We start from the raw sequence: 24,276 nt of genomic DNA, 5'->3' as shown, positions 1-24,276 counted from the left end.
TCTCACTCTCGAAACGCTTGGGGACGGCAGCCGGCGTGGCCGGCGGGTGGGTGGATACCGGGCTGACGAACCGGTGCGCGGGGGTCAGTCCCAACTGAGCCCACCGCGGCGCCATTCGTAGGCGTAGGCCACGGAGACGTTGAAGATGAACAACGCCATCGCGGCGAGACCGAAGAGACCGAGCGCATCGAAGTGGACGGCCCACGGGTAGAGGAACACGATCTCGATGTCGAAGATGATGAACAGCATCGCGGTGAGGTAGTACTTCACCGGAAAGCGCTGTCCGGTAGCGTTTCCGGGCCCGCCGGCGACGGCATGCGGGGTGGGTTCGATACCGCACTCGTATGCCTCGAGCTTGGCCCGGTTGTAGCGCTTCGGGCCGATCAGCGACGCCATCACGATCGAGAAGATCGCGAAAGCCGCGGCGACCGCGCCGAGCACGAGCGTGGGCAACTCCATATTCACGACTGCGCTTGCCCTCCTAACGAGCGGGCCCCTCCTTGCGAGCTGGGGCTCGGATAACGGCTGATGGCAGCTTCCGAGGCGGCTGACGTCGTTGTCCGCCTTGGCCAGACTCGCCCCATGGCCTCGCTCGGCGCGGCGTGAGCTCGGCGAATCCGGGCAAGCGAATTCATTCCGGGCTCGCACTCGTGTGAGCTACGGCACAGCCTACAACTGTCCCGGTGGGCCGTAACTTGATTTTCGGGGGGTGTTTGATCGAATTCGCGACTGCTATTTATGACTGAAACGGGGGTAATCGAGTGGCGTCGTCACGTGACGAACCGCGGTGTTGGCCTGGGGCGGCGGCTGCACCATTGCTACCGGTGAGTATTGATGTCGCCGATACTTCGGCTGCCGCACCCCGTCGAGCGCTCGCTGTGACTCGTGGGACGGAATGGGCATTGGTGAGGGTTGCTTGTAGATTGCCGCGGATGCCACGCCCGGCGCCCGAATCATGCAGTTATGCTGATTTGCTATGACTGTTTGTCTTGGGGTGTGGCCTGCGCGAGTGCGCATCGACGACATCTCGCATGAGAAGGCGATCGCAGACTTTGTATAAGAATCTGCCGGTAGAGTCCCGGCAATGCGGGGAGATATCACACAGGTTCTCGTCGGCACCGACGTATGGACCGATGAAATGGTCTTCGGCGCAGGGATTCCGGTGATCGACGTGCCGTTCGTAACCATCGGAAACGGGATCGGTTCCTTCGTCACCTATGACACTCTGCGGATCTTCGGGGTACCCGCCGAGTCCATGGCGGTGCTCGGACCGCAGCGCCACCCGTGGGCCTCCTACGAATATCTGACCCGGGTCTCGCAGATCCCGCGGGGCGAGCGACTGCGCAGCGATTCGGCCTCGACGCCCGACAATATCTGGGGGTTTCCGTCCTACGCGGTACGCGAGGCTATCGCCGACCGGTCGATCACGCCGCTGTGGAACGTGCTGGTCGAACCGATCTTCGCCAACTACTACACGCCGCGAGCCGGGCAGGCATTCGTCGGCATGGAACGCGAATTCCACCGCATCGGCTACGCGGGCTCATTGCGCAACGGGCAGGTTCGCATGGTGCGCAAACGTCACGGCGGCGGCTACTTCACCATCCTCACCCCACCCGACGGGGCGGCGCCGACCAAGCGCATCGCCTACCGCAGCACCTATGTCCACGTGGCCGTGGGCTATCCGGGCCTCAAACTGCTGCCGGACCTACAGGAATACCGCGAGCGGCATCGCGACCCGACCCGTGTGGTGAATGCCTACGAACCGCACGAACACGTCTATCAGGCGCTGCAACGCAGACCGGGCACCGTGATGATCCGCGGTAGCGGCATAGTCGCCAGCCGAGTATTGCAGCGGCTCATCGACGACCGCGACAAGTACCGCCTGAACACCAGGATCCTTCACCTGTTCCGCACCTATGTGGCGGGCGCGCACGGCAAGAACCTCTTCAACCGCCGTAAGGGCGGGGACGGCTGGGCCTACCAGGGGTTCAACTATCCGAAGTCGGTGTGGGGCGGTCAGCTCAAACAGAGGGTGCGCGGGCTGCAAGGCGAGGAAAGGGCGCGGGCCTACCGGGAGTTCGCGGGTACGAATACACCTATCCGGAATTCGTGGCAGAAGCAGCTGCGCCGTGGACGAGCTGAGGGCTGGTACCAGGTGATGGCCGGAACCATGCGGGCGCCGCGACCGGCCAGAGGGCACGGGGGCGTGGTCGCCACCATCATCCCCGATACCACCGCGCCACTCCCTGTTCCGCCGCCCGACCAGCCGTTCGACACCACGGTGGACTACATCATCGACTGCACCGGACTCGAGGCGGATATCAGGGAGCACCGCCTGCTGGCGGATCTACTCGACCACACGGGGGCCGGGCGAAACCCGGTCGGACGACTGGATGTGGACACCACATTCGAGGTGATCGGCACGCGCAGTGGCACCGGGCGCATCTACGCATCGGGTAGCGCGACACTGGGCGGGCCGTTCGTCGGGGTGGACACCTTCCTAGGTCTGCAGATTGCCGCGCAGGAGATCGCGGACGACCTGGCGGCGCTGGGATTCTGTCGACGGATGGGGCCGCTGCGCTCAACGCAGCAGTGGTGGCTCTGGGTTACGAATACGAAGATCTGAGCACATGCTTCCTACATTGAGCGGTCGAATCCAGACCCGCGTCCTCGCGCTCGGCGTGATCGGATTCTGCGTCGCGGTGGTCATCACCCCGGTGCTGCCGACCGGATCGCTGAGTTTCGGGCAGGCCTACCGGGTGACACTGTCCGTCCTGCTCGCCACCGTGTTGGTCGGGGTGGGATGGGAGCTGCTGTATCACGGGCTGCAACAGTTCCGGTGGGAAAAGGATTGGCCGACCCTGTTCGGGCTGGTGACGATCGTCAACGAGGCGCTGCTGATCTGGTTGCTGGTGCGCTACACGACTGTGGTGCTGCCGGAGCGGCTGCGTCCGTCGGGCACGGCGTTCCTGATCCAGTTCATCGTCACCTGGATTGTGTTCTGGCTCATCGTCAATGGACCGATGCGGGTGGTATTCCACCGGTGGCGCTTCCAGGGCGGCAGATTCCTGTAGCGGGCGCGACGCCCGGCCGTCCGGGCGGGCGTCGCGGAGCCGAAAAGTAGTGGTTCAGGCCGCGGTGCGATTGTGCAAGAGGCCGACGACGACCTCGGTGAGGCGGATCGGATCGATCGGATGTGCCACGGCTGCCTCCGCGCGCGACCAATTCGCCAGCCACGCGTCATCGGGGCGTCCGGTGAGGACCAGAACCGGTGGGCATTGGTCGATTTCGTCCTTGAGCTGCTTGGCGATGCCGAGCCCGCCCGCGGGCGTCGACTCCCCGTCCAGGATCGCCAGATCTATACCGCCCGCGTCCATCTGCTCGATCACCACGGGGGCGGTGGCGACCTCCAGATATTCCAAGGCGGGTAGTTCGGGATGCGGGTGTCTGCCCAGCGCCAGCATCACCTGGCGCCGGGTATCGGCGTCGTTGCTGTAGACCAGCACCCGCAGTGGGGTGGAGCGCGTTGAGTCGGCCACGGTCGGATGGTACGTCGGCGGCGGCCCCGGCCGTGGCATGTTGGCGCAGATCGGGTCGCGCGTCGCGAGGTCGATCTTTGGTGCACGGTTAATGGACCGATACGGTTGTTTCGGTAGCGGTACAACGGAGGCAGGTTCCGGTAAGGGTTTCGGCGGGCGACGATTCGCCGCAGCCTGAGTGAGGGAGGTCGCCGTGCGAGATCCGCAGGTCGAGGTGCTACCCGGCACGCACCTCGTGGCGCGCACCGCCGGAGTGCTGATCGTGGTCGCGAACCGCGCCGATGCGCCGGCCGTACGCGACTCCTCCGCGGGCTCCACCCTGCTCGCATTGCAGGGACTCGCGCGAGAGGCGGCGGATCGGGAGACACTGCGCACTGGTCGCATATTTGCACGACTGGCAACGACCTGGTTGATGGCTCAGGCGAACGAGGATGTGATCGAGTTCGGCGTGGTGACCCCGTCGGACAGCGGACCAGCGGTATTCCTGCACGGCGGTGTGACGGCGGTACTCACCACGACAGACCACACGGAGGTATTGCGCGGTCGAGATGCCGGATTCACCGTCGACCGCGTGGTGATCCCGGCCCCCGCGATCGGGATCGGGCTCTTCGTCGACGAGGCGGACCAGGAATTCGGCCTGCCCGGCATGCGCGGAGTGTGCATGTTGGCAGAGGGTGCCGTACCGGGGTCCGGTGCTGTTCTCTGGTACGGCGAACCGACCGGGCAGGCGCCCGCGGCGCCACGGCGCGGCAGTGTCGGTCTGGTGAAGGCCGCGAGAACCGAAGCGATGCAATCGGGCGACGATCTGGAGGAGACGTTGGCGCCGAGCGTACCCGCGGGTCGGCGGGCACCCGCCGACCCGCGGGCGGCCGCGGCCTCCGAGCAGCCGCAGCCATCGACACCTGACGAGCCGCGGCAGACGCCGAGCGAGCAGCCGGTGGCCCCTGCCGAACCGCGGCGCGAACCAGTGGCGCAGCCGTCGAGACATCGGCCTGAGATACCCGTCGCGAGTGGCCCCCAAGTAATCGTCAAGGGTTACAAGTGCGCCCGCCGCCACCACAACGATCCCCGGGTCTCGTTCTGCACCGTCTGCGGAATCCGGATGGACCAGCTCACCTGCGTACTCACCGACGGCGTCCGTCCGCCGCTCGGTGTGTTGCTACTCGACGACGGCGCCTCGATCGTGCTCGACACCAACTGTGTACTCGGCCGCGAACCCGAACATTCGGATGTGGCCCGGCGCGGCGCCCGCCCGATCCGACTGGACGACGCGTCCGGCGGAATGTCGCGGACTCACGCCGAGATCCGGCTCGTCGACTGGGATGTCACGGTGGTCGACTGCGGCTCGGCCAACGGTACTCACCTGCGGCAGCCCGGCCATCAGGAGTGGATCCGCGCCGTCCCCGGCCACCCGATGATCCTCATGCCGGGGGCGCAGATCCTGCTGGGCAGCCGAACCGTGACATTCGATTCGCAACATGGGCAACTGTGACGTGTCGACCACCGTCCGTCCCGTGCGTTGTGGAGCCGGGTGACGCGGCGGTTGGTCCGCGCTGGCGCTAGCCGCGGGTGAAACGGATGACGCCCGTCCAGGGATTGCGCGGCGGCTTGCGCGGATTCGGTTGCGGGAGATAGGTGAACGGGACCAGATACCACGGGGCGCGGTGGAACTTGCGGGCCTGTAAGAGGACGTGCTCGATTTCGCGGGGATGCCAGCCGAGGTCCTCGAAGAATGCGATGCCGTTGGCGGGTTCGAAGCGCAGCGGGGCGTTGGCGAAGGCCGAGCCGCCTCGCATCTTGGTCGTCGAGAGGCTGACATCGGCCAGCCACCATGCGACCTCGGGGCGCGCGAGATCGCGGGCCAGTTCCGCGACAGTGGTCGGTTCCAGATAGATCAGCAGGCCCTCGGTGAGCACCAGTGCCTTGGCCGGCGTCGACTCGGAGCCGAGAGCGCCGAGTGCCGCGTCGAGGAAGGTACGGCGTGCCGCGGAATCGGAGAGGTCGACGGGGAATCGGTGCAGCGCGCAGTGCGGCGTCTGCCCGGCCAGCAGATGCTCCTTATCCGCGATCATCGCGGGTAGATCGGCCTCCACCCAGACGAAATCGGCGGGCAGCGCCAGCCGGTACGGACGGGTATCGAGGCCCGCGGCGAGATTGAGCACCCGGTCGCACCCCTCGGCGATCGCCCGCGCGATCAGGTCATCGATGAGCTTGGTTCGGGAGACGACCGGCCAGCCGTTACGCATGACCCGCGGCGCGGCGTCGGCCATGGCGTAGCCCTGCGGCCCGGCCAGCAGATCGGCGAGCGGATCCGCGAAGAGGGCATCCGGGCGGGCGGATTCCCGCGCACGATAGGCGGCCACCCAGCGGGCGGTGTCGGACACGTTCGAGATCGGCATTTCCCCACGTGACATGCGGCCAGTCTGGCACGGCCGGGTATCGATGTGCGCAGACGCCGGGCCGCGAGTCGTACGCCCGCCGACCCGAGTCCGTCCTCCGGGCGAGGAGTGTTCTCTTCCGGATCGAACCCCACACCGTCCTACGAAAGGCCTCACGGGGTCCGGCGAATGGCGCGACGCGCTGTCCGGGTATCGGGTCAACGCGCGGGAAGGTCGAATTCCGTTCGGAGGGCGGCGAACAGGAGGTCGACGTCGGCGCCGAAGGTGATGGCTGCCTCGTTGAGGGCGGCGATGGCGGCCTGGCGAGGGTCCGAGTCGAGGGCGTGGAAGATGGTATTGATCGCGAAGTGCGGGCGGCTGATATCTCCGTAGTCGTACGGGTTGACGGGCAGCTGCCGGGCGGAGACCCGGGTGACGCTGATCTCGCGGTCGCCGGGCTCGTCCTCGCCACGGGGACCGTATTCGTCCTGCGCGAGGCGATCATGGGCGGCGTCGATATCGTCGAAGGGCGGCGGGAGTGCTGCGCCCGCACGCAGGGCGGATAGTGCGGGCCGGACCCACGGGCGTTCGGACAGGCCCGCGTGGTCGTAGGCCCGGATGGCGCTGTGGCGGGCGAGATCGCGGAGAAGGTCGGCGTCCATCGTGGCGATCGCTTCGGCAAGCGGCCGATCGTAGCGGGCCAGATCTCGCGCCGCGGAGTACTCCACGAGGGCGGGGATGGGGTCGCCGCCCCATTGCGCGCGTTCGTGTTCGGCGGCTTCCCGGCGCAGCTCCAGCTGCCACTGCGCCTCGCCGGATTCCGCGGCCACTACCGGCTCCGGTATCGGAACATCCTTCGGCACACCGTACCCCGGCATATCCCACTGCTGGGCGGGCAGTGGGTCGCTGCCGTCGTCGGGCCACAACCGGATGCGCCACATATCGCCCGGGGTCGCGGAACCGGGCCAGCCGTAGTTCAGGAATCCTCGGCCGCCGACCTCGATCAGATATTCGCCCGTGGGTACTGCCGCCTCGGCCCAGCCGTCGACAGGTGACGAAAGACTCAGTGTGCCTTCGGTTCCGACCCGGAGCCGATCCTCGCAGACCTGCTGCCAGTCCGCCCGATCGCGCGGCGGACGCGTATCCCACACCTGCACGGTGATCGACATCTCGAAGTTGTTCTGGTGTGGGCTGAGCACCAGGAGCGAGGCGCCGTCACCCGCGCAGGGGCGCGCCGCGAACGCACGGTCGAGCAGGTCCGGCTCGGTGTCCTCATCGCCGGTGCCACCGTGGATGATGAACTGTCCGTAGTCCATGAACAGCTCTATCGTGCACTCGTCGATCAACCTCGCGGCTTCACTCATCTGCCCATCCTGGCATATGGCAGTCCCGCAGCAACACTGCCACAAGCTCCTCGGTGTGGGAATTGTCGCGGCCATGTTCACGTGGAAGATGTTCCGAAATCGGGTAAGTGGCGTTTGCTGGGCGTCAATCTGCTGTGCGGCACAGCGAGGAGTTCCTGACCTATCGGGTTGTTGGTTAATCTGCCGCTATCTCGGACCGCCGCGGCGGACGTCGGTCGATGAGCTCAGCCCGGATGAAAGGCATCGTGCCCGACCTCGGCGGGGTCGAGGATATGGGAGAGGAATAGTCGGGTGGTCGGGGTAGGAGTGCGGGTGGTGATGGCATGCCATGGCCGATCCAGCGGTGTCCCGTCGATCGGAAGAATCTGCAGCACACCGGATTCCAGATCCTGCTCGATCGCATCGCTGTGGATCAGCGTGACGCCGAGACCTTCCCGCGCGGCCGCCAGCACCGCACCGTGCGAACCCAGGGTGAGGGTCGGTGGATTGATCTGGAGTTGGTCGAGCAGACTGAGGGTGGCGTCACGGGTCCCAGAACCGCGCCCGCGCAGCAGCCAGGTGCTGCGCAGCGGGTCGAGGGCCCGGTCGGGTGTGCCGACGACGACCAGTTGGCTGGGGCGGCGGGCTCGGGTGACGAGTCCGGCGTCCCGGGGCGGCCGTCCCGCGATGACGAGATCTGTTTCGTGGTGCTGCAATTCGAGGAACAGTACGTCGCGCGGATGGATGGAGAGGCTGAGTTCGATATCGGGGTGCCGATTGCGGAATTTGGCCAGTGGCCGGAGCAGGACGTACTCGCCCGCCGTTGCGACGACGCCGATGCGCAGCCGCCCGGTCTCGGCCTGGCGGACCGCGGCTTGGGCCTCTTTCATCAGGCCGAGGATGCTGCGGCAGTACTCGGCGTAGACCCGGCCCGCCTCGGTGAGGGCGATGCCGCGGCCCGCCTTGGCAATGAGCTTGGCGCCCAGTTGTTTCTCGATATGCGCGACGGCGGCGGAGACCGCGGCCTCGGTGATGTGCAGCTGGGCCGCGGCGCGACGGATGCTGCCCTGGCGGGCGACGACCAGGAATGTTTCCATCCGAGCCGCACTCACCATACCCATTACTCGACGGTAGCAAACGCAAAGAAATGGTTGAGCTTTTCGAGAAACAATCAAATTGTCCGTGGTGAATCCTGCCGTCATCCTGGAATTCCCAAGGCGCACAACAGCCCCGGTGGTTACCCCAGGAGGAACGATGGCCGAAGAAACCGAACGGGATCGTTGGGATCCGGGTGTCCAGTCCTATGCCTCGATGGGATATTACGCGCCGGACTATCAGCCGTCGGATACCGATGTGCTCGCCGTGTTCCGGGTGACGCCGCAGAAAGGCGTGGATCCGATCGAAGCCTCGGCGGCGGTGGCGGGCGAATCCTCCACCGCGACTTGGACGGTGGTGTGGACTGACCGGCTCACCGCGCACTCGCGGTATCAGGCCAAGTGCTACCGGATCGACGAGGTGCCGGGCCGGCCGGGGGAGTACTTCGCCTATGTCGCATACGATCTGGATCTGTTCGAGGAAGGGTCGATCACCAATCTGACCTCCTCCGTCATCGGCAATGTCTTCGGCTTCAAACCGCTGCTGGCGCTGCGGTTGGAGGATATGCGCATCCCGGTGGCCTACGTGAAGACCTTCCAGGGCCCGCCGCATGGCACCGTCATGGAACGCGAATACCTCAATAAGTACGGCAGGCCACTGCTCGGCGCGACGGTGAAGCCGAAGCTCGGACTCTCGGCCCGCAATTACGGCCGGGTCGTGTACGAAGCCTGCAAGGGTGGACTGGATTTCACCAAGGATGACGAGAACATCAACTCGCAGCCGTTCATGCGCTGGCGCGATCGGTATTTGTTCGCGATGGAGGGCGTCAACCGAGCCATGACGGAAACCGGTGAGATCAAGGGCCACTACCTGAATGTCACCGCGGCGTCCATGGAGGATATGTACGAGCGCGCCGAATTCGCCAAGGAGCTCGGCAGTGTCGTCATCATGATGGACCTGACCGTGGGATATACCGCCATGCAGTCCATGTCACACTGGGCGCGTCGCAACGGCCTGCTGCTGCATCTGCACCGGGCCGGGCATGCCACCTTCACCCGGCAGAAGACCCACGGCGTCAGCTTTCGGGTGCTGGCCAAGTGGTGTCGATTGATCGGCGTGGATCACCTGCACGCGGGCACCGTGGTCGGCAAACTCGAGGGTGATCCCGCTACCACGCGCGGCTTCTATGACACGTTGCGGGACAACTACATTCCGACCAATCCGGGCAACGGCATCTTCTTCGACCAGCACTGGGCGAGTCTGCCCGGGGTGATGCCGGTGGCCTCCGGTGGCATCCACGCCGGTCAGATGCACCAGTTGCTCGACCTTTTCGGTGACGACGTGGTGTTGCAGTTCGGTGGCGGCACCATCGGTCATCCGCTCGGCATCGCGGCGGGCGCCGAGGCCAACCGGGTGGCGCTGGAAGCGGTGGTGCAGGCACGCAACGAGGGTCGCGATCTGCTGAAAGAGGGGCCGGACGTGCTGCGCAGGGCCGCCGAAATCTGCCGGCCGCTCGAGGTCGCCCTGGCGACCTGGGGCGATGTCACCTTCGACTACACCTCCACCGACGCGCCCGACGCGGTGCCGACGGCCAGCCGCTGAGGGGATGACCAATGTATCTGCGTCACGGAACCTTCTCGTATCTGCCGGAACTCACCGACGCCGAGATCGCGGCACAGGTGCGGTATGCGCTGCTCAACAGCTGGCCGGTCTCGATCGAGTACACCGACGACCCGCATCCACGCAATGCCTACTGGGAGATGTGGGGGCTGCCGCTGTTCGATCTGGACGAGCCCGACGGTGTACTCGCCGAGATCAATGCGTGCCGGGCCACTTTCCCCCGGCACTACGTGCGGGTGCTGGCCTATGACGCCCGCTACGGCAGGCAGACGACCGCGCTCAGTTTCCTGGTGCAGCGTCCGGCCGACGAACCGGGATTCCTGCTGGCCCGCACCGAGGGCCCCGACCGCCAGCAGCGTTACAGCTTGCACGCCTACGCCACCGACAAACGCCAGGGGCAGCGGTATGGCGGCTGAGGCCAACGGATTCCGCCTGCACCGGCCGGGAGTCGAGGACCCCCGGCCGGTGCGCACCGCGTCCGACGAGCCGCCTCAGGTCCTGGAAGACGATGCGGTGCTGGATCTTTCGACCGATATCGCGGGCAACGACGTGGCGGAGACGCTGACCCGGCTGGATGCGGAGCTGGTGGGTCTGGCGAATGTGAAGCGGCGGGTGCGGGAGATCGCGGCGCTGCTGCTCATTGATCGGGCGCGGGAGCGGTTCGGTTTGAGCGCGTCTCGACCCACCATGCATATGAGCTTCACCGGCGGCCCCGGCACCGGCAAGACCACGGTGGCGCTGCGTATGGCGCAGATGCTGCACGCACTCGGTTATATCCGCAAACCCAAGGTGCACACGGTGACCCGGGACGATCTGGTCGGTCAGTTCATCGGGCACACCGCGCCCAAGACCAAGGAGGCATTGGCCAAGGCGGCGGGCGGGGTGCTGTTCATCGATGAGGCCTACTACCTGTTCCGACCGGAGAACGAGCGGGACTACGGGCAGGAGGTCATCGAAATCCTGTTGCAGGAGATGGAGAACGAGCGCGCCAGCCTGGTGGTGATTTTCGCGGGCTACCCGGATCGGATGGAACGCTTTTTCTCCGCGAATCCCGGACTGTCCTCGCGGGTCGCGCATCACTTGGAGTTCGCCGATTACACCCACGCGGAGTTGCTGGCCATCGCCGAACTCATGGTGGCGCGTGAGAACTTCCACTTCGACGACGCGGGATACAAGGCGTTCTCGGACTACCTGGAGCTGCGAATGGCCAGACCGCGCTTCTCGAATGCGCGCAGCGTCCGCAATGCTCTCGACCGTTGCCGGTTGCGGCAGGCCAAACGCCTGGTCGAGCTGCGGCGACCGCTCACCAGGACCGACCTGATCACGCTGATCGACCGGGATGTATTCGGCAGCAGCGTATTCGACCAGCCGGATAGCCCGACCGTGAGAGCCGCCCCCTCGTGACCGGATCGAGACACCATGCCAGAAGGACTGAAAACCCTCACCCGCTACACAATCGAGGAGGAGCACCGGCACCCCGGTTCGTCCGGTGAGTTCTCCGCCTTGGTCAACGTGCTCGCCACCGCCACCAAGATCATCTCCAATCAGGTCACCCGCGGTGCGATCGTCGGGTCGCTCGGCGCGGCGGAACCGGACAACCTGCCGCCCACCGTGCACCGCAAACTCGATGCCATCGCCAACGACATCATGGTGTCGGAAACCCAATGGACCGGCCATCTTTCGGCGCTCGTCTCGGAGCAGATGTCCGAGGTCCACCCGGTGCCGGACGCGCACCGGCGCGGAAAGTACCTGCTGGCCTACGATCCGCTGGACGGATCGAGCAATATCGACGTGAATCTGCCCGTCGGCACCATCTTCAGCGTTCTGCGGGCCCCCGATCGGGTGCAGGGCGGATCCGGTTCGGCACCCGGCGCCGACGACTTCCTGCAACCGGGCGTGGAGCAGGTATGCGCCGGGTTCACGCTGTATGGGCCCGCGACCATGCTGGTGCTCACCACCGGGCGCGGGGTGGACGGGTTCACCCTCGATCGTGAGATCGGCGCGTTCGTGCTTACCCATCCGCGCATGCGAATCCCCGACGACACTTCGGGTTTCGCGATAAACGCCGCGAACGAGCGGTTCTGGGAGCGGCCGGTGCGCCGGTATGTGCACGAATGTCTGGACGGGGTGGACGGCCCGCGCGGGCGCTATTTCAATATGCGCTGGGTGGCCTCCCTGGTCGCCGACACCTTTCACATTCTCACTCGCGGCGGGGTCTATCTCTACCCGCGTGATGACCGGCCGCCCACCCGGCCCGGGCGCGTCGCACTGCTATACGGCGCCAACCCGATCGCCTTCATCGTGGAACAGGCTGGTGGTTGGGCGACCACCGGCACCGAGCGGGTACTCGAGGTGACACCCGATTCGGTGCACCAGCGAGTGCCGCTGATCTTCGGCTCCCGCAACGAGGTCGAACGCATCGAGCGCTACCACCTCGAGCCCGATGAGGGGCCGAGCTTCGACAGCTCACTGTTCGGCAGCCGCTCACTGTTCCGCCCCGCGGATCACTGAAACGCGAAATCTGTTGTCCGGCAACCGAGGAGGTGCCCATGTCGGTCAAACATCCCGTCGTCGCGATCACCGGATCATCCGGTGCAGGCACGACCAGCGTCACCCGAACCTTCCAGGAGATCTTCCGGCGCGAAGGTATCAGCGCCGCCATCGTCGAGGGCGATTCCTTCCATCGTTTCGATCGCAACGAGATGAAACTGGCCATGGCCGAGGCCGAGCAGAGCCGCAATGTGCGGTTCTCGCATTTCGGTGAGGAGGCGAATCTGCTGAAGGAGCTCGAGACACTGTTCCGCGACTACGGGGAGACCGGCGTCGGTACGGTGCGCCGATACCTGCACGACGAGGCGGAGGCGAAACCCTACGGGCAGCCGCCGGGGACGTTCACCCCGTGGGAGGAGCTGACGCCGGGCAGCGACTTGCTGTTCTACGAGGGATTGCACGGCGCGGCAGTTACTTCGACCGTCGATGTCGCGCAGTTCACCGATCTGCTGGTCGGTGTGGTCCCCATCATCAATCTCGAGTGGATCCAGAAGGTCATCCGGGACAAGACCCTCCGCGGATACTCGAGCGAGGCGGTCATCGACACCATCCTGCGTCGCATGCCCGACTACGTCACCTACATCTGTCCGCAATTCTCCCGCACCTACGTCAACTTTCAGCGGGTACCCACCGTCGATACCTCGAATCCCTTTATCGCCCGGTCGATTCCGACCGCCGACGAAAGTTTCGTGGTCATCCGCTTCGCCGATCCCAAGGTGATCGACTTCCCCTACCTACTCTCCATGCTGCACGACTCCTTCATGTCACGACCCAACTGCATCGTGGTTCCCGGCGGAAAAATGGAACTCGCCATGCAGCTCATCTTCACCCCGCTGATCCTGCGGCTGATGGATAAACGCCCCAAACGATCGCGGTGATCGGCCGGCGGATTTCGGGTTACTACACGACAGCGCCGCCACCGGTCGCGATGCTGCCGGTGGCGGCGCTGTCGTGACTCCCGCGACTTCAGTTCCAGTTGTCGATCTTGACATCGTGCGGATCCGGGGCGCCTTTCCCGGTTTCGATCAGCGACTTCAGGCTCATCAGAAAGAGCGCCCATTTGGTGCTGCAGTGGTGCATGAATTCCACCGGCTCCTTCCACCCCTCATGTTTGAACATAACGACGGTGTAGTCGTCGACCTGGTCGAGTTCCCAGTCCACATGGGTGCCGATCCATTCTTCGGGTCCGTCGACCACCTCCCACAACACGCGCTCGGCCGGGTCGAGCTGTAGTACTTTCATGTCGAATCCACCGGCCACGAACCGGAATTGGAGTACGCCGCCGAGGTCGTTGCCGTCGCCTCGGGTGTCGGTCGCCCACCAGCCGGCAAGCCCCTCGGCGGTGGTCAAGGCCGAGTAGACCTCGGCCGCCGATGATTTGATCGCGACCCTGTGCAGGATATCTACCATTTTCGTTTCCCTTTCCAGTGTTCGTTCTCGGATGACCTTTCCGGGTTTACCGCGGTGTGCCGCGCTGATCTTTATCGCGCTGAATCGCCTCGGCGATCCGCTTGATACGCCGAAGCCTGGCGTCCCACGCCGCCCCCACCGAGGACAACTGCGCGACCGCGCGGGCAAGTTGCGCCTCGTCCACCCGGTACCTGCGCTCCCGCCCGGCGGGCATGGCGTGCACCAAGCCGACGCGGTCGAGCACACCGAGATGTTTCGCGATGGCCTGCCGTGTCACGGGAAGCTGCTCGCTGAGGCTGGTGGCGGTGCCATCGCCATTCGCCAGTAGCAGGTCGAGCATCCGCCGACGGGTCGGATCCCCCACTGCGGACCACAGGTCGTCGTCGACGGCGGCGGTCACGGGGTCGACGCCAGCCGTGCGAGGTACTCCCCGAGCCGGGGAATAAAGGTGTCCCAGCCGACGATGTGTTCGCGGTACTGCTCCTCCAACTTCGCGGCCTCCCAGCCCATCTCCCGGAACCCGGTCTCAGTGAGCCGAATCCTGGTGCCGGTGCCCGACGGGATGAGCTCGAAGGTGATCAGCAGCGAGTGGGAGTCGTCGACCTTGCCCTCGGGATAGCACCACCGGAACGAGAACAATCGAGGCGGCTCGGCGTTGACCACGGTGATCGGGGCGACCTGTGCCCTGTCGCCCCAGACGAGCTCACCGACCGCGCCGGGAGTCGCTTCGAACTCGGCATCGTCGGTCCACCATTCCGAAATGTGCTCGGGGCTGCTGACCACCTCGAAGACGACCTCGGGCGCGGCGTCGACGTGGATCTCCCGTTCGATGCTGCCGTACTCCATACTCTCCACCTTCCCTCCATGCGCAACATTTGGTTGCGCATCACGCTAGCCGACCGCCTGCAATCACGCAACCATTGGTTGCACATTGGCGGCGGTGGAGCTGTTCGAGCCTGGCTCACCGCCGTGCGCATCGATCGCGCAAGGGAACCGCTCGATGCGGCCGACCTGCCGATCGGCCGCATCGGCTATCTGCCCGTATGGGCAGCCTCGTGAATACGCGGGCACTGTTGCGCTGCCACGTCGGCATCAGGCCGAGCCGCCATCGCAGCCTCTTCATTGCACCTCCAGGCTGACGTGCGCTCCCGCCGAGGACGGGTTCGCGCCGCGACGGCGACTCGGCGTACAGTGGTTTAAGTTAATCGTTATTCGCATAGTGATCGGTGAGATGAGTAAGGAGCCGTCATGACTTCCGCAGTCATTGTCGACGTTGTTCGGACGCCTTCCGGAAAGGGCAAAACCGGTGGCGGGCTGTCGGATGTTCACCCGGCGACGCTGCTGTCGGGAGTGCTGAAGACCCTGGTGGAGCGCAATGACCTCGATCCGGCGCTGGTCGACGATGTGATCGGCGGTTGCGTCACCCAGAGCGGGGAGCAGGCGTTCAATATCTCGCGGACGGCGGTGCTGGCGGCTGGGTTCCCGGAGTCGGTGCCCGCCACCACGGTGGACCGGCAATGCGGATCCAGCCAGCAAGCCGCGCATTTCGCCGCGCAGGGCGTGATCGCCGGGGCCTACGACATCGCGATCGCCTGCGGCGTCGAGTCGATGAGCCGGGTGCCGATGTTCTCCAATGCCCAAGGCGCGGACGCCAACCGAGGCCCGCTCGCGCACCGATTCCCCGAAGGCCTTATCGGACAGGGCATCGCCGCCGAGATCATCACACAGCGCTGGAAGCTGGATCGCGAAACCCTCGACGCCTTCGCCGCCCGCTCGCATCGCCTCGCCGCCGAGACCGCCGCGGCGGGCGGTTTCGATAACGAACTCGTCCCCGCGGGCACCCTCACCGCCGACGAAACGATCCGTGCCACCACCACCCAGGAGGGCCTGGCCGGGCTGCGGCCCGCCTTCGCCGCCGCCGAGCTCGAGGCGCGCTTCCCGGAGATCGAATGGTCGATCACGCCCGGCAATTCCTCGCCGCTCACCGACGGCGCCTCGGCCGCCCTGATCATGAGCGAGGGGAAGGCGAACCAGCTCGGCCTGCGCCCGCGTGCCCGCTTCCATTCCTTCGCGGTCACCGGCGACGACCCGCTACTGATGCTCACCGCCGTCATCCCGGCAACCCGCAAGGCCCTGGCCAAGGGCGGCCTGTCCCTCGACAATATCGACGTCTACGAAGTGAACGAGGCCTTCGCTCCCGTCCCGCTGGTCTGGCAACACGACCTCGATGCCGACCCCGCCAAACTGAACCCCCGCGGTGGCGCCATCGCGCTCGGCCATCCGCTCGGCGCCTCCGGCACCCGCATCCTCGCCACCATGCTCAACCACCTGGAGCAGACCGGCGGCCGCTATGCCCTCCAAACCATGTGCGAAGCCGGTGGTCTGGCCAACGCCACCATCATCGAGCGCCTGTAATCACCCCGCACCGGGAGCTCTTCGGTCGAGCTGCGCCGCACGCGTAGCTCGAGGCGAAGACCCAGCGCGGATGTTTCATGGCATAGGAACGCCGCCAGGCCCGAAGACCGGCGTCGGGATCGGCCGGGGTCTGCGCGGCCGGTATGTCGAGCGATGCGCCCAACGATCTTGCACGCGAACCGTTCCGGCATGCTCAGTACGTCTTTGAGCATGTCTAAGCCGCGCTTGGCCGCGTCGGTGTCCACGCCACCAGACTGGCGGCGCCAGTTATGCAACGTTGCCGCCGTCAGCTCCGCAACGGACTCGTGCAGGTCATCGACCGCGTCCGCAAGCGCGCGGGTCGGATCAGCGGATTTGCCAACCAGGCGGCAGAATTCAGCGCGCTGGGGCTCCCACTGCTCCGGGGTGAGCAGATACTCCGCCGGATCGGCGTAGCGGCGCGAACCGGGCACGGACACATCCACTGTGCGCAGCCCGTCACGCAAGCCGAGCAGCACGCACAGCTCCCAATAGGGCCGGTAGGCGGTGGGATTGCCGAACTTGCGGGCCTCCTTGAGGTAGCCGCGCCACCTGGTCGGCACGAACCCGGTCGGAGCCTCGTCGAACACCTTGCGGCAGCCGGTCGCGTTCAGCTCGCGCAGCATGGCCACCGCGATCAGCAGATCGGTCGCCGCGGTGCCGCCGGCTAACCCGACGCTCGACAGCACGTGCGGGGTGAACGGTGCGACCGTCGACCGGCCCGGCCTGACCAAACTGCTCGAATACGCCCGCCCCGGCGACACGATCGTGGCCCACACCCTCGATCGGCTGGGCCGGAACCTGCGCGAGGTGCTGAACCTCGTTCACGACCTGAACGACAAGGGAATCGGCGGGCGCACCCTCGCCGACCCGATCCCGATCAACACCGCCGACGAGGGCATGGCTCGCATCACATTGGCAAGTTTCTCGTAGTGAGTAGCGACAGCGCGGTGTTGTTTGAGCCGGTTGATGCTGCGTTCGATGGTGTTGCGGTGTCGGTAGATCCTCACGGTCGAACGCTGGTGGTCGTCCGCCACGGCGACCCGCGTTGCGGCGGTGTCGGGCTTGGTCGGCCGGAACGGGGATGGTGGCGGCGATTCCACAGCGCTGCAGGTAGGCGCGGTTGGCGGCCGAATAATACACTGAGATTTGTTCTGTCGCAAGACAAATCATCAGCCAAGGGCTTCGTTCAAGATCAACCGGGGTGCCGACGCACCCCCTGAGCTTAAACTCAAGCTAGTCGACGAAACCCGTACCGCGACGCGCGGTTCGTCTGTTGTGGTCGCACTTCCCCGAAGCCGCCTATGACACGTCCGGCATCGAACTCTTCGAACGGGAAGTGATCCCCGTCTTGCGCTGAAGCAGTGCTGCCACCTGATCGACCGCAGCCGTACGATCGGGCGGCAGGACCAGAAAGGCAATGCCAGGGGACTTGGCAAGCATAGCGAGGTTCGGCCGGAATTGCGTGCTCGGAAGCCGAACGGAGGCCATGCGGCGGACTATCACTGCCAACTGGTTCACGCCCCCAACCGCCGACCACGGCAACGGGGAACGAAGCTCACCCGCCCACGTCTCTCCTCCGGCAACATACTGATCGTGGGATACGGCCGGTTCTATAGGTGTCGGTGGAACCGGTCCACTCCACCACTGCCTGACGGACTCGATGGCATCGTCCCACCACGACGACGATGGTGCCAGCACAGCTGAGGACCGCGGTTCGGACCGCCACAAGGCGACGCTGATCGGCCTCATACCAACATTGGTCACTTCCATTGAGACGGCGACCGCACGGTTGGCCCGGTGCCAACCGGAGTAGTCATAGGTGACGTCGCCTATTCGCATGTCTATCCCAAGGCAGCGCGTCCACTTCCACCTCTCGGTTTCGATCACGAGTGCCGCGGGGATTGTGCTCGCCGCGCTCGGATCAAGTGGGAGAGCCTCATCCGCCGCGACCTCGCCGTACTTCTGACAGAGTGGCAGTACCTGCCGATATGCGCGGACAGCCGCCGCGCCCTCCCCTTTGAGAATCGATTGAGTGAGGGCGTTGCAGGTCTGGCGAAGTGTGCTCTTGACCTGCGGCAGCGACGGCACCCACAGCCAGGATCCTGCGACACATACCTCGGCCTCGACTTGCCTGAGGAGATCACGCTGCTGTGCCGCGATGCTGCTGGCTCGAATGAACTCGCCGTGGGCATCCCAGATGAGGTGCCTCCGGTCGTCTTCGCTCAGTCGCTGTGTCGGCAGGCCTTGCAGGAAGCGCCGACCGGTCAGCATGTGTTTGTCGTACTCACGGATCGGCATCATTCGGAGGTCATCGTGAATAGCGTTGATGCCTTCGTTCCGCTGCGAAGCCGGGCTGAGCAGAGCACCGACGACCGCGGTAGCCACCCCGGCCCATTCATCCGCGCTGGGATCTTCACCGCTGATGAGTCTCTTGACAACCGCAGTCGCCGCTAGGTTGATCAGCGCTATCGTCACTGCTGTCAGCGGTTCCATCTCAGCTGCTCCCGTGTCCGCCTTTTCGCTGTTCAGTGCCAGTGGATGCGCCACCTCGCGGTCTGGGCGTCATCGGCTGGCCAGTGTGTTCGGATAGCTGACAAGTCTGGCCCGGACGCACATGCCGGGCAGGACACCCAAGGGCTGGAATCGCTCACTCCTAGGGTGAACCCTCGAGACGCGCGGCTATTTGAATGCGCCCTGCTGCTGCCACCAACTGAACAATTGCGCGGCGCCGTCCGGACTGCCCGGACCGCGCCCGGCTTGACAACTCCATTGAGAATCGTGTTGCTCGGCGTCACGACGGTCCCGCTCACGACGCTTCGTCTCCAGCGGCGCCCGCGCCGCGGCCACAGCTTGCGCGATTGCCTGCCGCCGATGGGCATCACCCACCACTCAAGCCTGCGCCCCTACAATGCAGCCCCAACCCTCTGTGACCAGCAGCTACGCCAAACTCGCCCGATGGTGCGGCTACCCAAGATCGGCAGCAAGTGCTGACCGCGCGGGGTCTCGCCGTGTGCGGCGCAGCCACTTGAGTGACTATCCGAGTATGCTCGATCTCGCTGCGCCGCAGGGGTTTCCGGTCAGTCGGGGAGCAGCGGCACCGACAGACCCTCCCCGCGGTTGATCAGTGCGGCGCGGGTGACAGCGGCGGAGCCGAAGCGGCGGCGCAGGTCGTCGAGGGTGGCGTCGAGGGTATTGGTGGCGCGCGGTTCGAAGGGGAGGGTGAGCTGCACGGCATCGGCGTCGTCGAGGTTGGTGAGGGCCAGGCCGATGAGGGTCAGGCCGCGTTCCTGGATCATCGGCATGGCGGTGGCTAGTAGGACGCGGGCCGCGCGCAGGATCGTCTCGGTGTGATCGGTCGCCTCGGCCAGGGTGTGCGAGCGGGTTGCGCGGGTGAAATCGTCGAAACGCATGCGCAGCACCACGGTGCGGCACACCCGGTCGGCGGCGCGCAAACGGCGACCGAGTCGATCGGTGAGCCCGTGCAGATAGGCCTCGATTTCGTCGGGCTGCCGGGAGCGTCGGCCGAGGGCGCGCTGTGCGCCGATGGAGCGACGTCTGCGTCCGGTTTCGACGCGACGCGGGTCGCGAGCCATCGAGAGTGCGAACAGATGCCGTGCGGCGGCCGGGCCGAGAATCGAACGCAACCCGCCCTCGCCGTGTTCGGCGAGCTGACCGATCCGGGTAATACCGTGTTCGTGCAGTTTGGCGGCGGTGACTTCGCCGACGCCCCACAGTCGTTCGATCGGGAGTGGGTGCAGGAAGTCGAGTTCGCCGGTCGGCGGCACCAGGCGCAGGCCGTCGGGTTTCGCTACGGCGCTGGCCACCTTGGCCAGGAATTTGGTGCGCGCGATGCCCACGGAGATGGGCAGGCCGACCTGGTCGCGGACCTCGGCGCGCAGCCGCTGGGCGATACCGATGGGCTCACCCGCGATCCGGCGCAGTCCGCCGACATCCAGGAACGCCTCATCGATGGAAATCCCCTCGACCACCGGCGTGGTGTTGCGGAAGACCTCGAACACCGCCTTGCTCGCCTCGGCGTACGCCGACATGCGCGGCGGCACCACGATGGCGTGCGGGCACAGCCGCCGCGCCTGGCCGCCGTTCATCGGGGTGCGGATGCCGTAGGCCTTGGCCTCGTAGCTGGCGGCGAGTACGACTCCGCCGCCCACGATTACGGGGCGGCCGCGTAGCCGCGGGTCGTCGCGTTGCTCGACGGAGGCGTAGAAGGAGTCGAGGTCGGCATGCAGAATCGACGCCTCCGCACGGGCGGTGATCGCGGGGCGGGTCGAACGGCCGCGCGTCGTACGGTCGCTGGCACGTTCGATCTGGAGGCCATCCCAGTCATCGAGGTCCTGCCCTGCACCCGGGTCGGCGAATCGTGCAGGTGACACCCGCTGGTCGCCCGCCGATCGATCCGCGCGCCCCGTCGGCCCACCGGAGGGTGGGACATCGGCATTGCGACGAACTTCGGACACGAACATATGTTCGCATAAGCCGCCGACAACCCGGCGCCGTGCGGTAAATCTACTGTTCGACTACGTAGCAATGCCCCGCAACCGGTACCCTGAGACGCCAGAGGTTCCAGCGGCGATGAGGAGTCGGCACGGTGCGTGGATTCGGGGACCTGGAGGCGGTCATCATGGATCGCATCTGGGATCGGGACGCGGAGACCACGACGGTCCGCGAAATCTTCGAGGAACTGTCGCGTGAGCGCGACATCGCCTATACGACCGTGATGTCGACCATGGACAATCTGCATCGCAAGGGCTGGCTGGCCCGTGAACGCGCGGGCAAGGCGTACCGGTACTGGCCGACACTCACCCGCGAGGAACACAGTGCACGGCTGATGTTGGAGGCGCTCGGTTCTGGCGGCCGCTCGGATCTGGTGCTCAGTCACTTCGTGGATCGGATCAGCGCCGAGGAGTCGGCCGGCCTGCGCGCGGCACTGCGCAGGCTGACCGCGCGCAAAACCCCTGAGGCGCAGTGAACGTCGCACTTTGTCTGATGCTGTACGGCGCCGCGGTGGCCACCTTCGGCCCGCCGGTGTTGCGCAAACTCACCCGGCGCGGTGTCGCGCCCCGGCTCGGCGTGCTGGCCTGGCTGGTCGCGATCGCCGGGGCCCTCGGCGCCTGGGTGTTGGCGGCCGCACTGCTCGTGATCGAATTCGCCGCACTGTGGCGCCATCCCGGTGATGCCCTGCGCGAGTGTTATTCGGTGCTGTCGATGCCCGCGCACATCCACGGCGGATTCGTCACCCAGGCCGCGACTTTCGGGATCGCGGCGCTGGTCACCGTTGGTGTCGCCGCGGTCTCGACGCATGCGGTGCGGGTAGCGCTGCGGCTGCGTAGGCGCACCGCCGAGCACGGGCGGGCGGTCCGAATGGTCGGGCGCCGGGTGCCCGGCGTCGGCGCCGTCGTGCTGGATTCGACCGAACCGCAAGCCTATTGCGTGGCCGGCCGACCCGACACCATCGTCATCACCAGCGCCGCTGTCGAAGCGCTGACCCGGGACCAACTCACCGCGGTGCTGGCGCATGAGCGTGCCCATCTGCGCGGACGACATGCGGCATTGAGCGGGATGCTGCGCGGTATGGCCACCACGCTGCCCGGCGTGCGCCTACTGACCGAGGGCGCCACGGAGATCGGCAGACTGCTGGAAATGTGCGCCGACGACCGCGCGGCCAGCAAACACGGGGCGGAGCCACTGCTCGGTGGTCTGCTCGCGCTGGTCGGTGCGGGTGCGGCCGTCCCGGCGGGGGCGTTGTGCGCGGCGAGCACCGCGGTGCTGGACCGGGCCGAACGCCTGGTGGAGCCGGTGGGCCCGATGCGGCGGGCCACCAATCGCACGGCATTGGTCGGGGTGATCGCGGCGACGGTGATCGGACTGCTCGAGATCGCGGTCGGGATACTGTTCTGCAGCACGCTGATTAGCTGACGAGGGAGCGGAACACAGTGCAGATCACCTGGGATCAGGTCTTCGCGTGGCGTTCGGGTCGCCAGTATGTGAGCCGTCCGGCCGATGCGGGGGTGCCGGAGATCGTCGGACGGCTGTGTGGTGTGCAGGCGCAGGTGACGTCCTCGGCGGAGACTGCGGTGGCGCTGCGCAGCAGTAAGCCGGAGCCCGGCGCGCTTGTGCGTGAACTGGCCGCCGGAACCGTGGTGAAGACCTGGTCCATGCGGGGCACATTGCATGCCATCACCCCGGACGCGGCAGCCGCCTTCCTTCCGCTCATCGCCTCCGCGCGTACCTGGGAAAAGCCCGTGTGGCAGCGCAATTTCGGCGCGACTCCGGCCGAGGTCGCGGCGCTCACCGAGGCGGTCTCGCACATCCTCGACGGTGCGGTGCTCACCCGGGAGGAATTGGTCGACGCGCTGCTGTCCGATCCGGCGTTCCACCGAATGGGCGAGGAACTGCGCTCGGGGTGGGGCGCGCTGCTCAAACCGTTGGCGTGGCAGGGCGCACTGTGTCACGGTCCGGCGCAAGGCAATCGGGTGACGTTCACCAGTCCGGCGCACCTGATCCCCGGCTGGCGCGGCCTGCCCGAACCCGACGTCGCCGCACCCGCCGCCATTGCCGCCTACCTGGGCGCCTACGGGCCGGCGACGCCCGAGGCTTTCGATGCCTGGTTGAGCCGCAACAGTCTGCGCAAAACCACGGTGCGCCGGTGGTTCTCGGAACTCGGCGATGCACTCACCGAGGTGGACATCGAGGGCCGCCGGGCCTACGTCCTGAGCGAGTACGCCGAAGAATTGGCAGCCGCGACAACCGGGCAATCGGTGTACCTACTGGGCGCATTCGATCAGTACATCCTCGGGCCCGGTACGGCGGACACCGCGCTGCTAGCCGCCGCCCACCGGGCAAAGGTGAGCCGCGCCGCGGGCTGGATCGCCCCGATTGTCGTGGTGAACGGCCGCATCGCTGGCACCTGGGAAATCTCCGACGCGGATCTTGTCGTCTCGATGTTCGATGGTGCGCCGCTGCCTCGTAAACAGTTGGAGGCAACCGCCGCCCGGGTGGCGAGCGCCCTGGGTGTGGAAGAGCTGGTGGTCCGCGCCGCCTAGTGCCCGCGCCGGGGAGTTCCGCGGCGGCGCGGATCAGCCTGGCGGAATCGCGGCGCGTCGTGTGACCAGAGCCTCCAGCCCGTCCAGGATGCGTTCCAGTCCGAAGCCGAAGTGATCGAAGCCCGGATCGAAGGAATCCTGCGACATCGAGGCCATCACGGGATAGCGGCCGCTGGCCAGTGCCTGCTCCAGTACGGGGATCTGCGCCTGCCAGAATTCCGCATCGGTGAGCCCGGTCTTACGTTCGGCCTCTTGCTGGTGGACCTGGGTCCGGGCGGCGCCGACGACGTATCCGTCGATCATGATGATGACCGAAACCAGTTCGGGGTCGGTCAATCCCATCGGCCGGATCTGCGCCAGCACCAGCTCCATGCCCTCGATCGCGCTCGGCCCGAGCACCGGCCGGGTCTGGTTCACCTGGAGCAGCCACGGATGCCGTCGGTACAGGGCCAGTGTTTCGTACGCGAGGGTGTGCAACGCCGTCCGCCAGTCGGTCGTCTTGCCCTCGCCCGCGGACGGGCGCTGCACGCGGTCGAGCATCAGATCGAGAAGTTCGCCCTTGCCGGGAAGATATCGGTAGAGCGACATGGTTCCGGTGCCGAGTTCGGTGGCGACGCGACGCATGGTGACCGCATCCAGCCCTTCGGTATCGGCGACGTGTACCGCGGCCTCGACGATGCGGTCCAGGGTGAGACCGGGTTTGGGGCCGCGGGTCGGGCGGGGACCGGCGTTCCAGAGCAGGTCGAGGGTGCGCGCGATATCACCGCTGCCGCTGGTCTCCGTGCTCGTCATGGTCGTCAGCCTAGCCGTCCAAAAAAACTGGGTACATTGTACCCACAATAGG

Annotated in this window: 25 protein-coding genes and 1 pseudogene; 14 read left to right on the top strand and 12 right to left on the bottom strand. The window is 66.2% G+C overall.

Going from position 1 to position 24,276, the window contains the following annotated elements:
• Positions 1-84: 84 nt before the first annotated feature.
• Positions 85-465: an NADH-quinone oxidoreductase subunit A gene (locus AB0H61_RS34015; protein ID WP_357311860.1), complete on the bottom strand. Its 381-nt coding sequence runs from the start codon at positions 463-465 to the stop codon at positions 85-87.
• A 619-nt stretch (positions 466-1,084) separates the two neighbouring features.
• On the opposite strand from AB0H61_RS34015, the gene AB0H61_RS34010 reads away from it, so the two are divergent.
• Both AB0H61_RS34010 and AB0H61_RS34005 read left to right on the top strand, forming a co-directional pair.
• Positions 1,085-2,626 carry a hypothetical protein gene (locus AB0H61_RS34010; protein WP_357311859.1) on the top strand — a complete coding sequence of 514 codons (1,542 nt, stop codon included), beginning with the start codon at positions 1,085-1,087 and terminating at the stop codon, positions 2,624-2,626.
• A 4-nt stretch (positions 2,627-2,630) separates the two neighbouring features.
• The gene (locus AB0H61_RS34005) at positions 2,631-3,074 is read left to right on the top strand and encodes a hypothetical protein (protein WP_357311858.1); all 444 of its coding nucleotides are present in this window, start codon (positions 2,631-2,633) and stop codon (positions 3,072-3,074) included.
• A 54-nt stretch (positions 3,075-3,128) separates the two neighbouring features.
• Here the strand turns inward: AB0H61_RS34005 and AB0H61_RS34000 are convergent, their stop codons facing one another.
• Entirely contained in the window at positions 3,129-3,578 is a 450-nt protein-coding gene (locus AB0H61_RS34000; protein ID WP_357311857.1) for a hypothetical protein, read from the bottom strand.
• Positions 3,579-3,732: 154 nt separating this feature from the next.
• On the opposite strand from AB0H61_RS34000, the gene AB0H61_RS33995 reads away from it, so the two are divergent.
• Positions 3,733-5,031 (top strand): FHA domain-containing protein, encoded by a 1,299-nt coding sequence (locus AB0H61_RS33995; protein ID WP_357311856.1) that lies wholly within the window; start codon positions 3,733-3,735, stop codon positions 5,029-5,031.
• A 67-nt stretch (positions 5,032-5,098) separates the two neighbouring features.
• Here the strand turns inward: AB0H61_RS33995 and AB0H61_RS33990 are convergent, their stop codons facing one another.
• The 3 genes from AB0H61_RS33990 to AB0H61_RS33980 all read right to left on the bottom strand — a co-directional run bounded on the left by AB0H61_RS33990 (position 5,099) and on the right by AB0H61_RS33980 (position 8,381).
• Positions 5,099-5,953 (bottom strand): SAM-dependent methyltransferase, encoded by an 855-nt coding sequence (locus tag AB0H61_RS33990; protein ID WP_357311855.1) that lies wholly within the window; start codon positions 5,951-5,953, stop codon positions 5,099-5,101.
• 182 nt (positions 5,954-6,135) lie between these two features.
• A complete protein-coding gene (locus AB0H61_RS33985; RefSeq protein WP_357311854.1) occupies positions 6,136-7,281 on the bottom strand; it encodes a hypothetical protein in 1,146 nt (381 codons plus the stop codon).
• Positions 7,282-7,505: 224 nt separating this feature from the next.
• Positions 7,506-8,381, bottom strand: a complete 876-nt coding sequence (locus tag AB0H61_RS33980) for a LysR family transcriptional regulator (protein ID WP_357311853.1) — start codon at positions 8,379-8,381, stop codon at positions 7,506-7,508.
• Between the two features lie 133 nt (positions 8,382-8,514).
• On the opposite strand from AB0H61_RS33980, the gene AB0H61_RS33975 reads away from it, so the two are divergent.
• The 5 genes from AB0H61_RS33975 to AB0H61_RS33955 are packed head-to-tail and all read left to right on the top strand — an operon-like array spanning position 8,515 to position 13,403.
• Positions 8,515-9,957: a form I ribulose bisphosphate carboxylase large subunit gene (locus tag AB0H61_RS33975; RefSeq protein WP_357311852.1), complete on the top strand. Its 1,443-nt coding sequence runs from the start codon at positions 8,515-8,517 to the stop codon at positions 9,955-9,957.
• 11 nt (positions 9,958-9,968) lie between these two features.
• Positions 9,969-10,391: a ribulose bisphosphate carboxylase small subunit gene (locus tag AB0H61_RS33970; protein ID WP_357311851.1), complete on the top strand. Its 423-nt coding sequence runs from the start codon at positions 9,969-9,971 to the stop codon at positions 10,389-10,391.
• Positions 10,381-11,379: an AAA family ATPase gene (locus AB0H61_RS33965; RefSeq protein ID WP_357311850.1), complete on the top strand. Its 999-nt coding sequence runs from the start codon at positions 10,381-10,383 to the stop codon at positions 11,377-11,379. Before AB0H61_RS33970 ends, AB0H61_RS33965 begins: the two co-directional genes overlap by 11 nt.
• Before the next feature lie 15 nt (positions 11,380-11,394).
• A complete protein-coding gene (locus AB0H61_RS33960) occupies positions 11,395-12,486 on the top strand; it encodes a class 1 fructose-bisphosphatase (protein WP_357311849.1) in 1,092 nt (363 codons plus the stop codon).
• Positions 12,487-12,524: 38 nt separating this feature from the next.
• Entirely contained in the window at positions 12,525-13,403 is an 879-nt protein-coding gene (locus AB0H61_RS33955) for a phosphoribulokinase (RefSeq protein ID WP_357311848.1), read from the top strand.
• Positions 13,404-13,491: 88 nt separating this feature from the next.
• Here the strand turns inward: AB0H61_RS33955 and AB0H61_RS33950 are convergent, their stop codons facing one another.
• The 3 genes from AB0H61_RS33950 to AB0H61_RS33940 are packed head-to-tail and all read right to left on the bottom strand — an operon-like array spanning position 13,492 to position 14,781.
• Positions 13,492-13,935 (bottom strand): SRPBCC domain-containing protein, encoded by a 444-nt coding sequence (locus AB0H61_RS33950; protein ID WP_357311847.1) that lies wholly within the window; start codon positions 13,933-13,935, stop codon positions 13,492-13,494.
• 46 nt (positions 13,936-13,981) lie between these two features.
• Positions 13,982-14,335, bottom strand: coding sequence for a metalloregulator ArsR/SmtB family transcription factor (locus AB0H61_RS33945; protein ID WP_357311846.1), 354 nt, complete (start codon positions 14,333-14,335; stop codon positions 13,982-13,984).
• Complete coding sequence (locus tag AB0H61_RS33940) at positions 14,332-14,781, bottom strand: SRPBCC domain-containing protein (protein WP_357311845.1); 450 nt, start codon at positions 14,779-14,781, stop codon at positions 14,332-14,334. Before AB0H61_RS33940 ends, AB0H61_RS33945 begins: the two co-directional genes overlap by 4 nt.
• An 18-nt stretch (positions 14,782-14,799) precedes the next feature.
• Between AB0H61_RS33940 and AB0H61_RS33935 the strand changes: the two genes are divergently transcribed.
• Positions 14,800-14,994, top strand: a complete 195-nt coding sequence (locus AB0H61_RS33935) for a hypothetical protein (protein WP_357311844.1) — start codon at positions 14,800-14,802, stop codon at positions 14,992-14,994.
• A gap of 189 nt (positions 14,995-15,183) precedes the next feature.
• Entirely contained in the window at positions 15,184-16,350 is a 1,167-nt protein-coding gene (locus AB0H61_RS33930) for a thiolase family protein (protein ID WP_357311843.1), read from the top strand.
• A gap of 287 nt (positions 16,351-16,637) precedes the next feature.
• On the opposite strand, the pseudogene AB0H61_RS33925 reads toward AB0H61_RS33930, so the two are convergent.
• Positions 16,638-17,069, bottom strand: a pseudogene (locus AB0H61_RS33925) (Tn3 family transposase); the annotation flags it as partial.
• Here AB0H61_RS33925 and AB0H61_RS33920 point away from each other — a divergent pair.
• Positions 16,993-17,301 (top strand): recombinase family protein, encoded by a 309-nt coding sequence (locus AB0H61_RS33920; protein WP_357311842.1) that lies wholly within the window; start codon positions 16,993-16,995, stop codon positions 17,299-17,301. The pseudogene AB0H61_RS33925 and the gene AB0H61_RS33920 overlap by 77 nt on opposite strands.
• 369 nt (positions 17,302-17,670) lie before the next feature.
• Here the strand turns inward: AB0H61_RS33920 and AB0H61_RS33915 are convergent, their stop codons facing one another.
• Both AB0H61_RS33915 and dinB read right to left on the bottom strand, forming a co-directional pair.
• A complete protein-coding gene (locus AB0H61_RS33915) occupies positions 17,671-18,864 on the bottom strand; it encodes a hypothetical protein (protein WP_357311841.1) in 1,194 nt (397 codons plus the stop codon).
• 584 nt (positions 18,865-19,448) lie between these two features.
• Positions 19,449-20,645, bottom strand: coding sequence for a DNA polymerase IV (gene dinB / locus AB0H61_RS33910; protein WP_357311885.1), 1,197 nt, complete (start codon positions 20,643-20,645; stop codon positions 19,449-19,451).
• Between the two features lie 332 nt (positions 20,646-20,977).
• Between dinB and AB0H61_RS33905 the strand changes: the two genes are divergently transcribed.
• From AB0H61_RS33905 to AB0H61_RS33895, 3 genes are read left to right on the top strand one after another with little or no spacing between them, the layout of a single operon-like run.
• Positions 20,978-21,358, top strand: a complete 381-nt coding sequence (locus AB0H61_RS33905) for a BlaI/MecI/CopY family transcriptional regulator (RefSeq protein ID WP_357311840.1) — start codon at positions 20,978-20,980, stop codon at positions 21,356-21,358.
• Complete coding sequence (locus AB0H61_RS33900) at positions 21,355-22,305, top strand: M56 family metallopeptidase (RefSeq protein WP_357311839.1); 951 nt, start codon at positions 21,355-21,357, stop codon at positions 22,303-22,305. The genes AB0H61_RS33905 and AB0H61_RS33900 overlap by 4 nt, the downstream gene beginning before the upstream one ends.
• 17 nt (positions 22,306-22,322) lie before the next feature.
• Positions 22,323-23,432 carry a winged helix DNA-binding domain-containing protein gene (locus AB0H61_RS33895; protein WP_357311838.1) on the top strand — a complete coding sequence of 370 codons (1,110 nt, stop codon included), beginning with the start codon at positions 22,323-22,325 and terminating at the stop codon, positions 23,430-23,432.
• Positions 23,433-23,465: 33 nt separating this feature from the next.
• On the opposite strand, the gene AB0H61_RS33890 is transcribed toward AB0H61_RS33895, so the two are convergent.
• The gene (locus AB0H61_RS33890; RefSeq protein WP_357311837.1) at positions 23,466-24,224 is read right to left on the bottom strand and encodes a TetR/AcrR family transcriptional regulator; all 759 of its coding nucleotides are present in this window, start codon (positions 24,222-24,224) and stop codon (positions 23,466-23,468) included.
• Positions 24,225-24,276 lie beyond the last annotated feature (52 nt).

The sequence above is a fragment of the Nocardia sp. NPDC050710 genome, from assembly GCF_040654375.1.
Lineage (GTDB): Bacteria > Actinomycetota > Actinomycetes > Mycobacteriales > Mycobacteriaceae > Nocardia.
The sequence above is the reverse complement of the archived record's forward strand: the minus strand, read 5'-3'. Positions and strand labels throughout refer to the sequence as shown.

Coding starts and splice junctions, on each gene's coding strand:
- AB0H61_RS34010 (WP_357311859.1), top strand. CDS start 1,085: ATGCGGGGAGATATCACACAGGTTCTCGTCGGCACCGACGTATGGACC.
- AB0H61_RS34000 (WP_357311857.1), bottom strand. CDS start 3,578: ATGCCACGGCCGGGGCCGCCGCCGACGTACCATCCGACCGTGGCCGAC.
- AB0H61_RS33935 (WP_357311844.1), top strand. CDS start 14,800: ATGCGCAACATTTGGTTGCGCATCACGCTAGCCGACCGCCTGCAATCA.
- AB0H61_RS33985 (WP_357311854.1), bottom strand. CDS start 7,281: ATGAGTGAAGCCGCGAGGTTGATCGACGAGTGCACGATAGAGCTGTTC.
- AB0H61_RS33940 (WP_357311845.1), bottom strand. CDS start 14,781: ATGGAGTACGGCAGCATCGAACGGGAGATCCACGTCGACGCCGCGCCC.
- AB0H61_RS33990 (WP_357311855.1), bottom strand. CDS start 5,953: ATGTCACGTGGGGAAATGCCGATCTCGAACGTGTCCGACACCGCCCGC.
- AB0H61_RS34005 (WP_357311858.1), top strand. CDS start 2,631: ATGCTTCCTACATTGAGCGGTCGAATCCAGACCCGCGTCCTCGCGCTC.
- AB0H61_RS33980 (WP_357311853.1), bottom strand. CDS start 8,381: ATGGGTATGGTGAGTGCGGCTCGGATGGAAACATTCCTGGTCGTCGCC.
- AB0H61_RS33965 (WP_357311850.1), top strand. CDS start 10,381: ATGGCGGCTGAGGCCAACGGATTCCGCCTGCACCGGCCGGGAGTCGAG.
- AB0H61_RS33930 (WP_357311843.1), top strand. CDS start 15,184: ATGACTTCCGCAGTCATTGTCGACGTTGTTCGGACGCCTTCCGGAAAG.
- AB0H61_RS33890 (WP_357311837.1), bottom strand. CDS start 24,224: ATGACGAGCACGGAGACCAGCGGCAGCGGTGATATCGCGCGCACCCTC.
- AB0H61_RS33950 (WP_357311847.1), bottom strand. CDS start 13,935: ATGGTAGATATCCTGCACAGGGTCGCGATCAAATCATCGGCGGCCGAG.
- AB0H61_RS33970 (WP_357311851.1), top strand. CDS start 9,969: ATGTATCTGCGTCACGGAACCTTCTCGTATCTGCCGGAACTCACCGAC.
- AB0H61_RS33975 (WP_357311852.1), top strand. CDS start 8,515: ATGGCCGAAGAAACCGAACGGGATCGTTGGGATCCGGGTGTCCAGTCC.
- AB0H61_RS33915 (WP_357311841.1), bottom strand. CDS start 18,864: ATGGAACCGCTGACAGCAGTGACGATAGCGCTGATCAACCTAGCGGCG.
- AB0H61_RS33955 (WP_357311848.1), top strand. CDS start 12,525: ATGTCGGTCAAACATCCCGTCGTCGCGATCACCGGATCATCCGGTGCA.
- AB0H61_RS33920 (WP_357311842.1), top strand. CDS start 16,993: ATGGCCACCGCGATCAGCAGATCGGTCGCCGCGGTGCCGCCGGCTAAC.
- AB0H61_RS33960 (WP_357311849.1), top strand. CDS start 11,395: ATGCCAGAAGGACTGAAAACCCTCACCCGCTACACAATCGAGGAGGAG.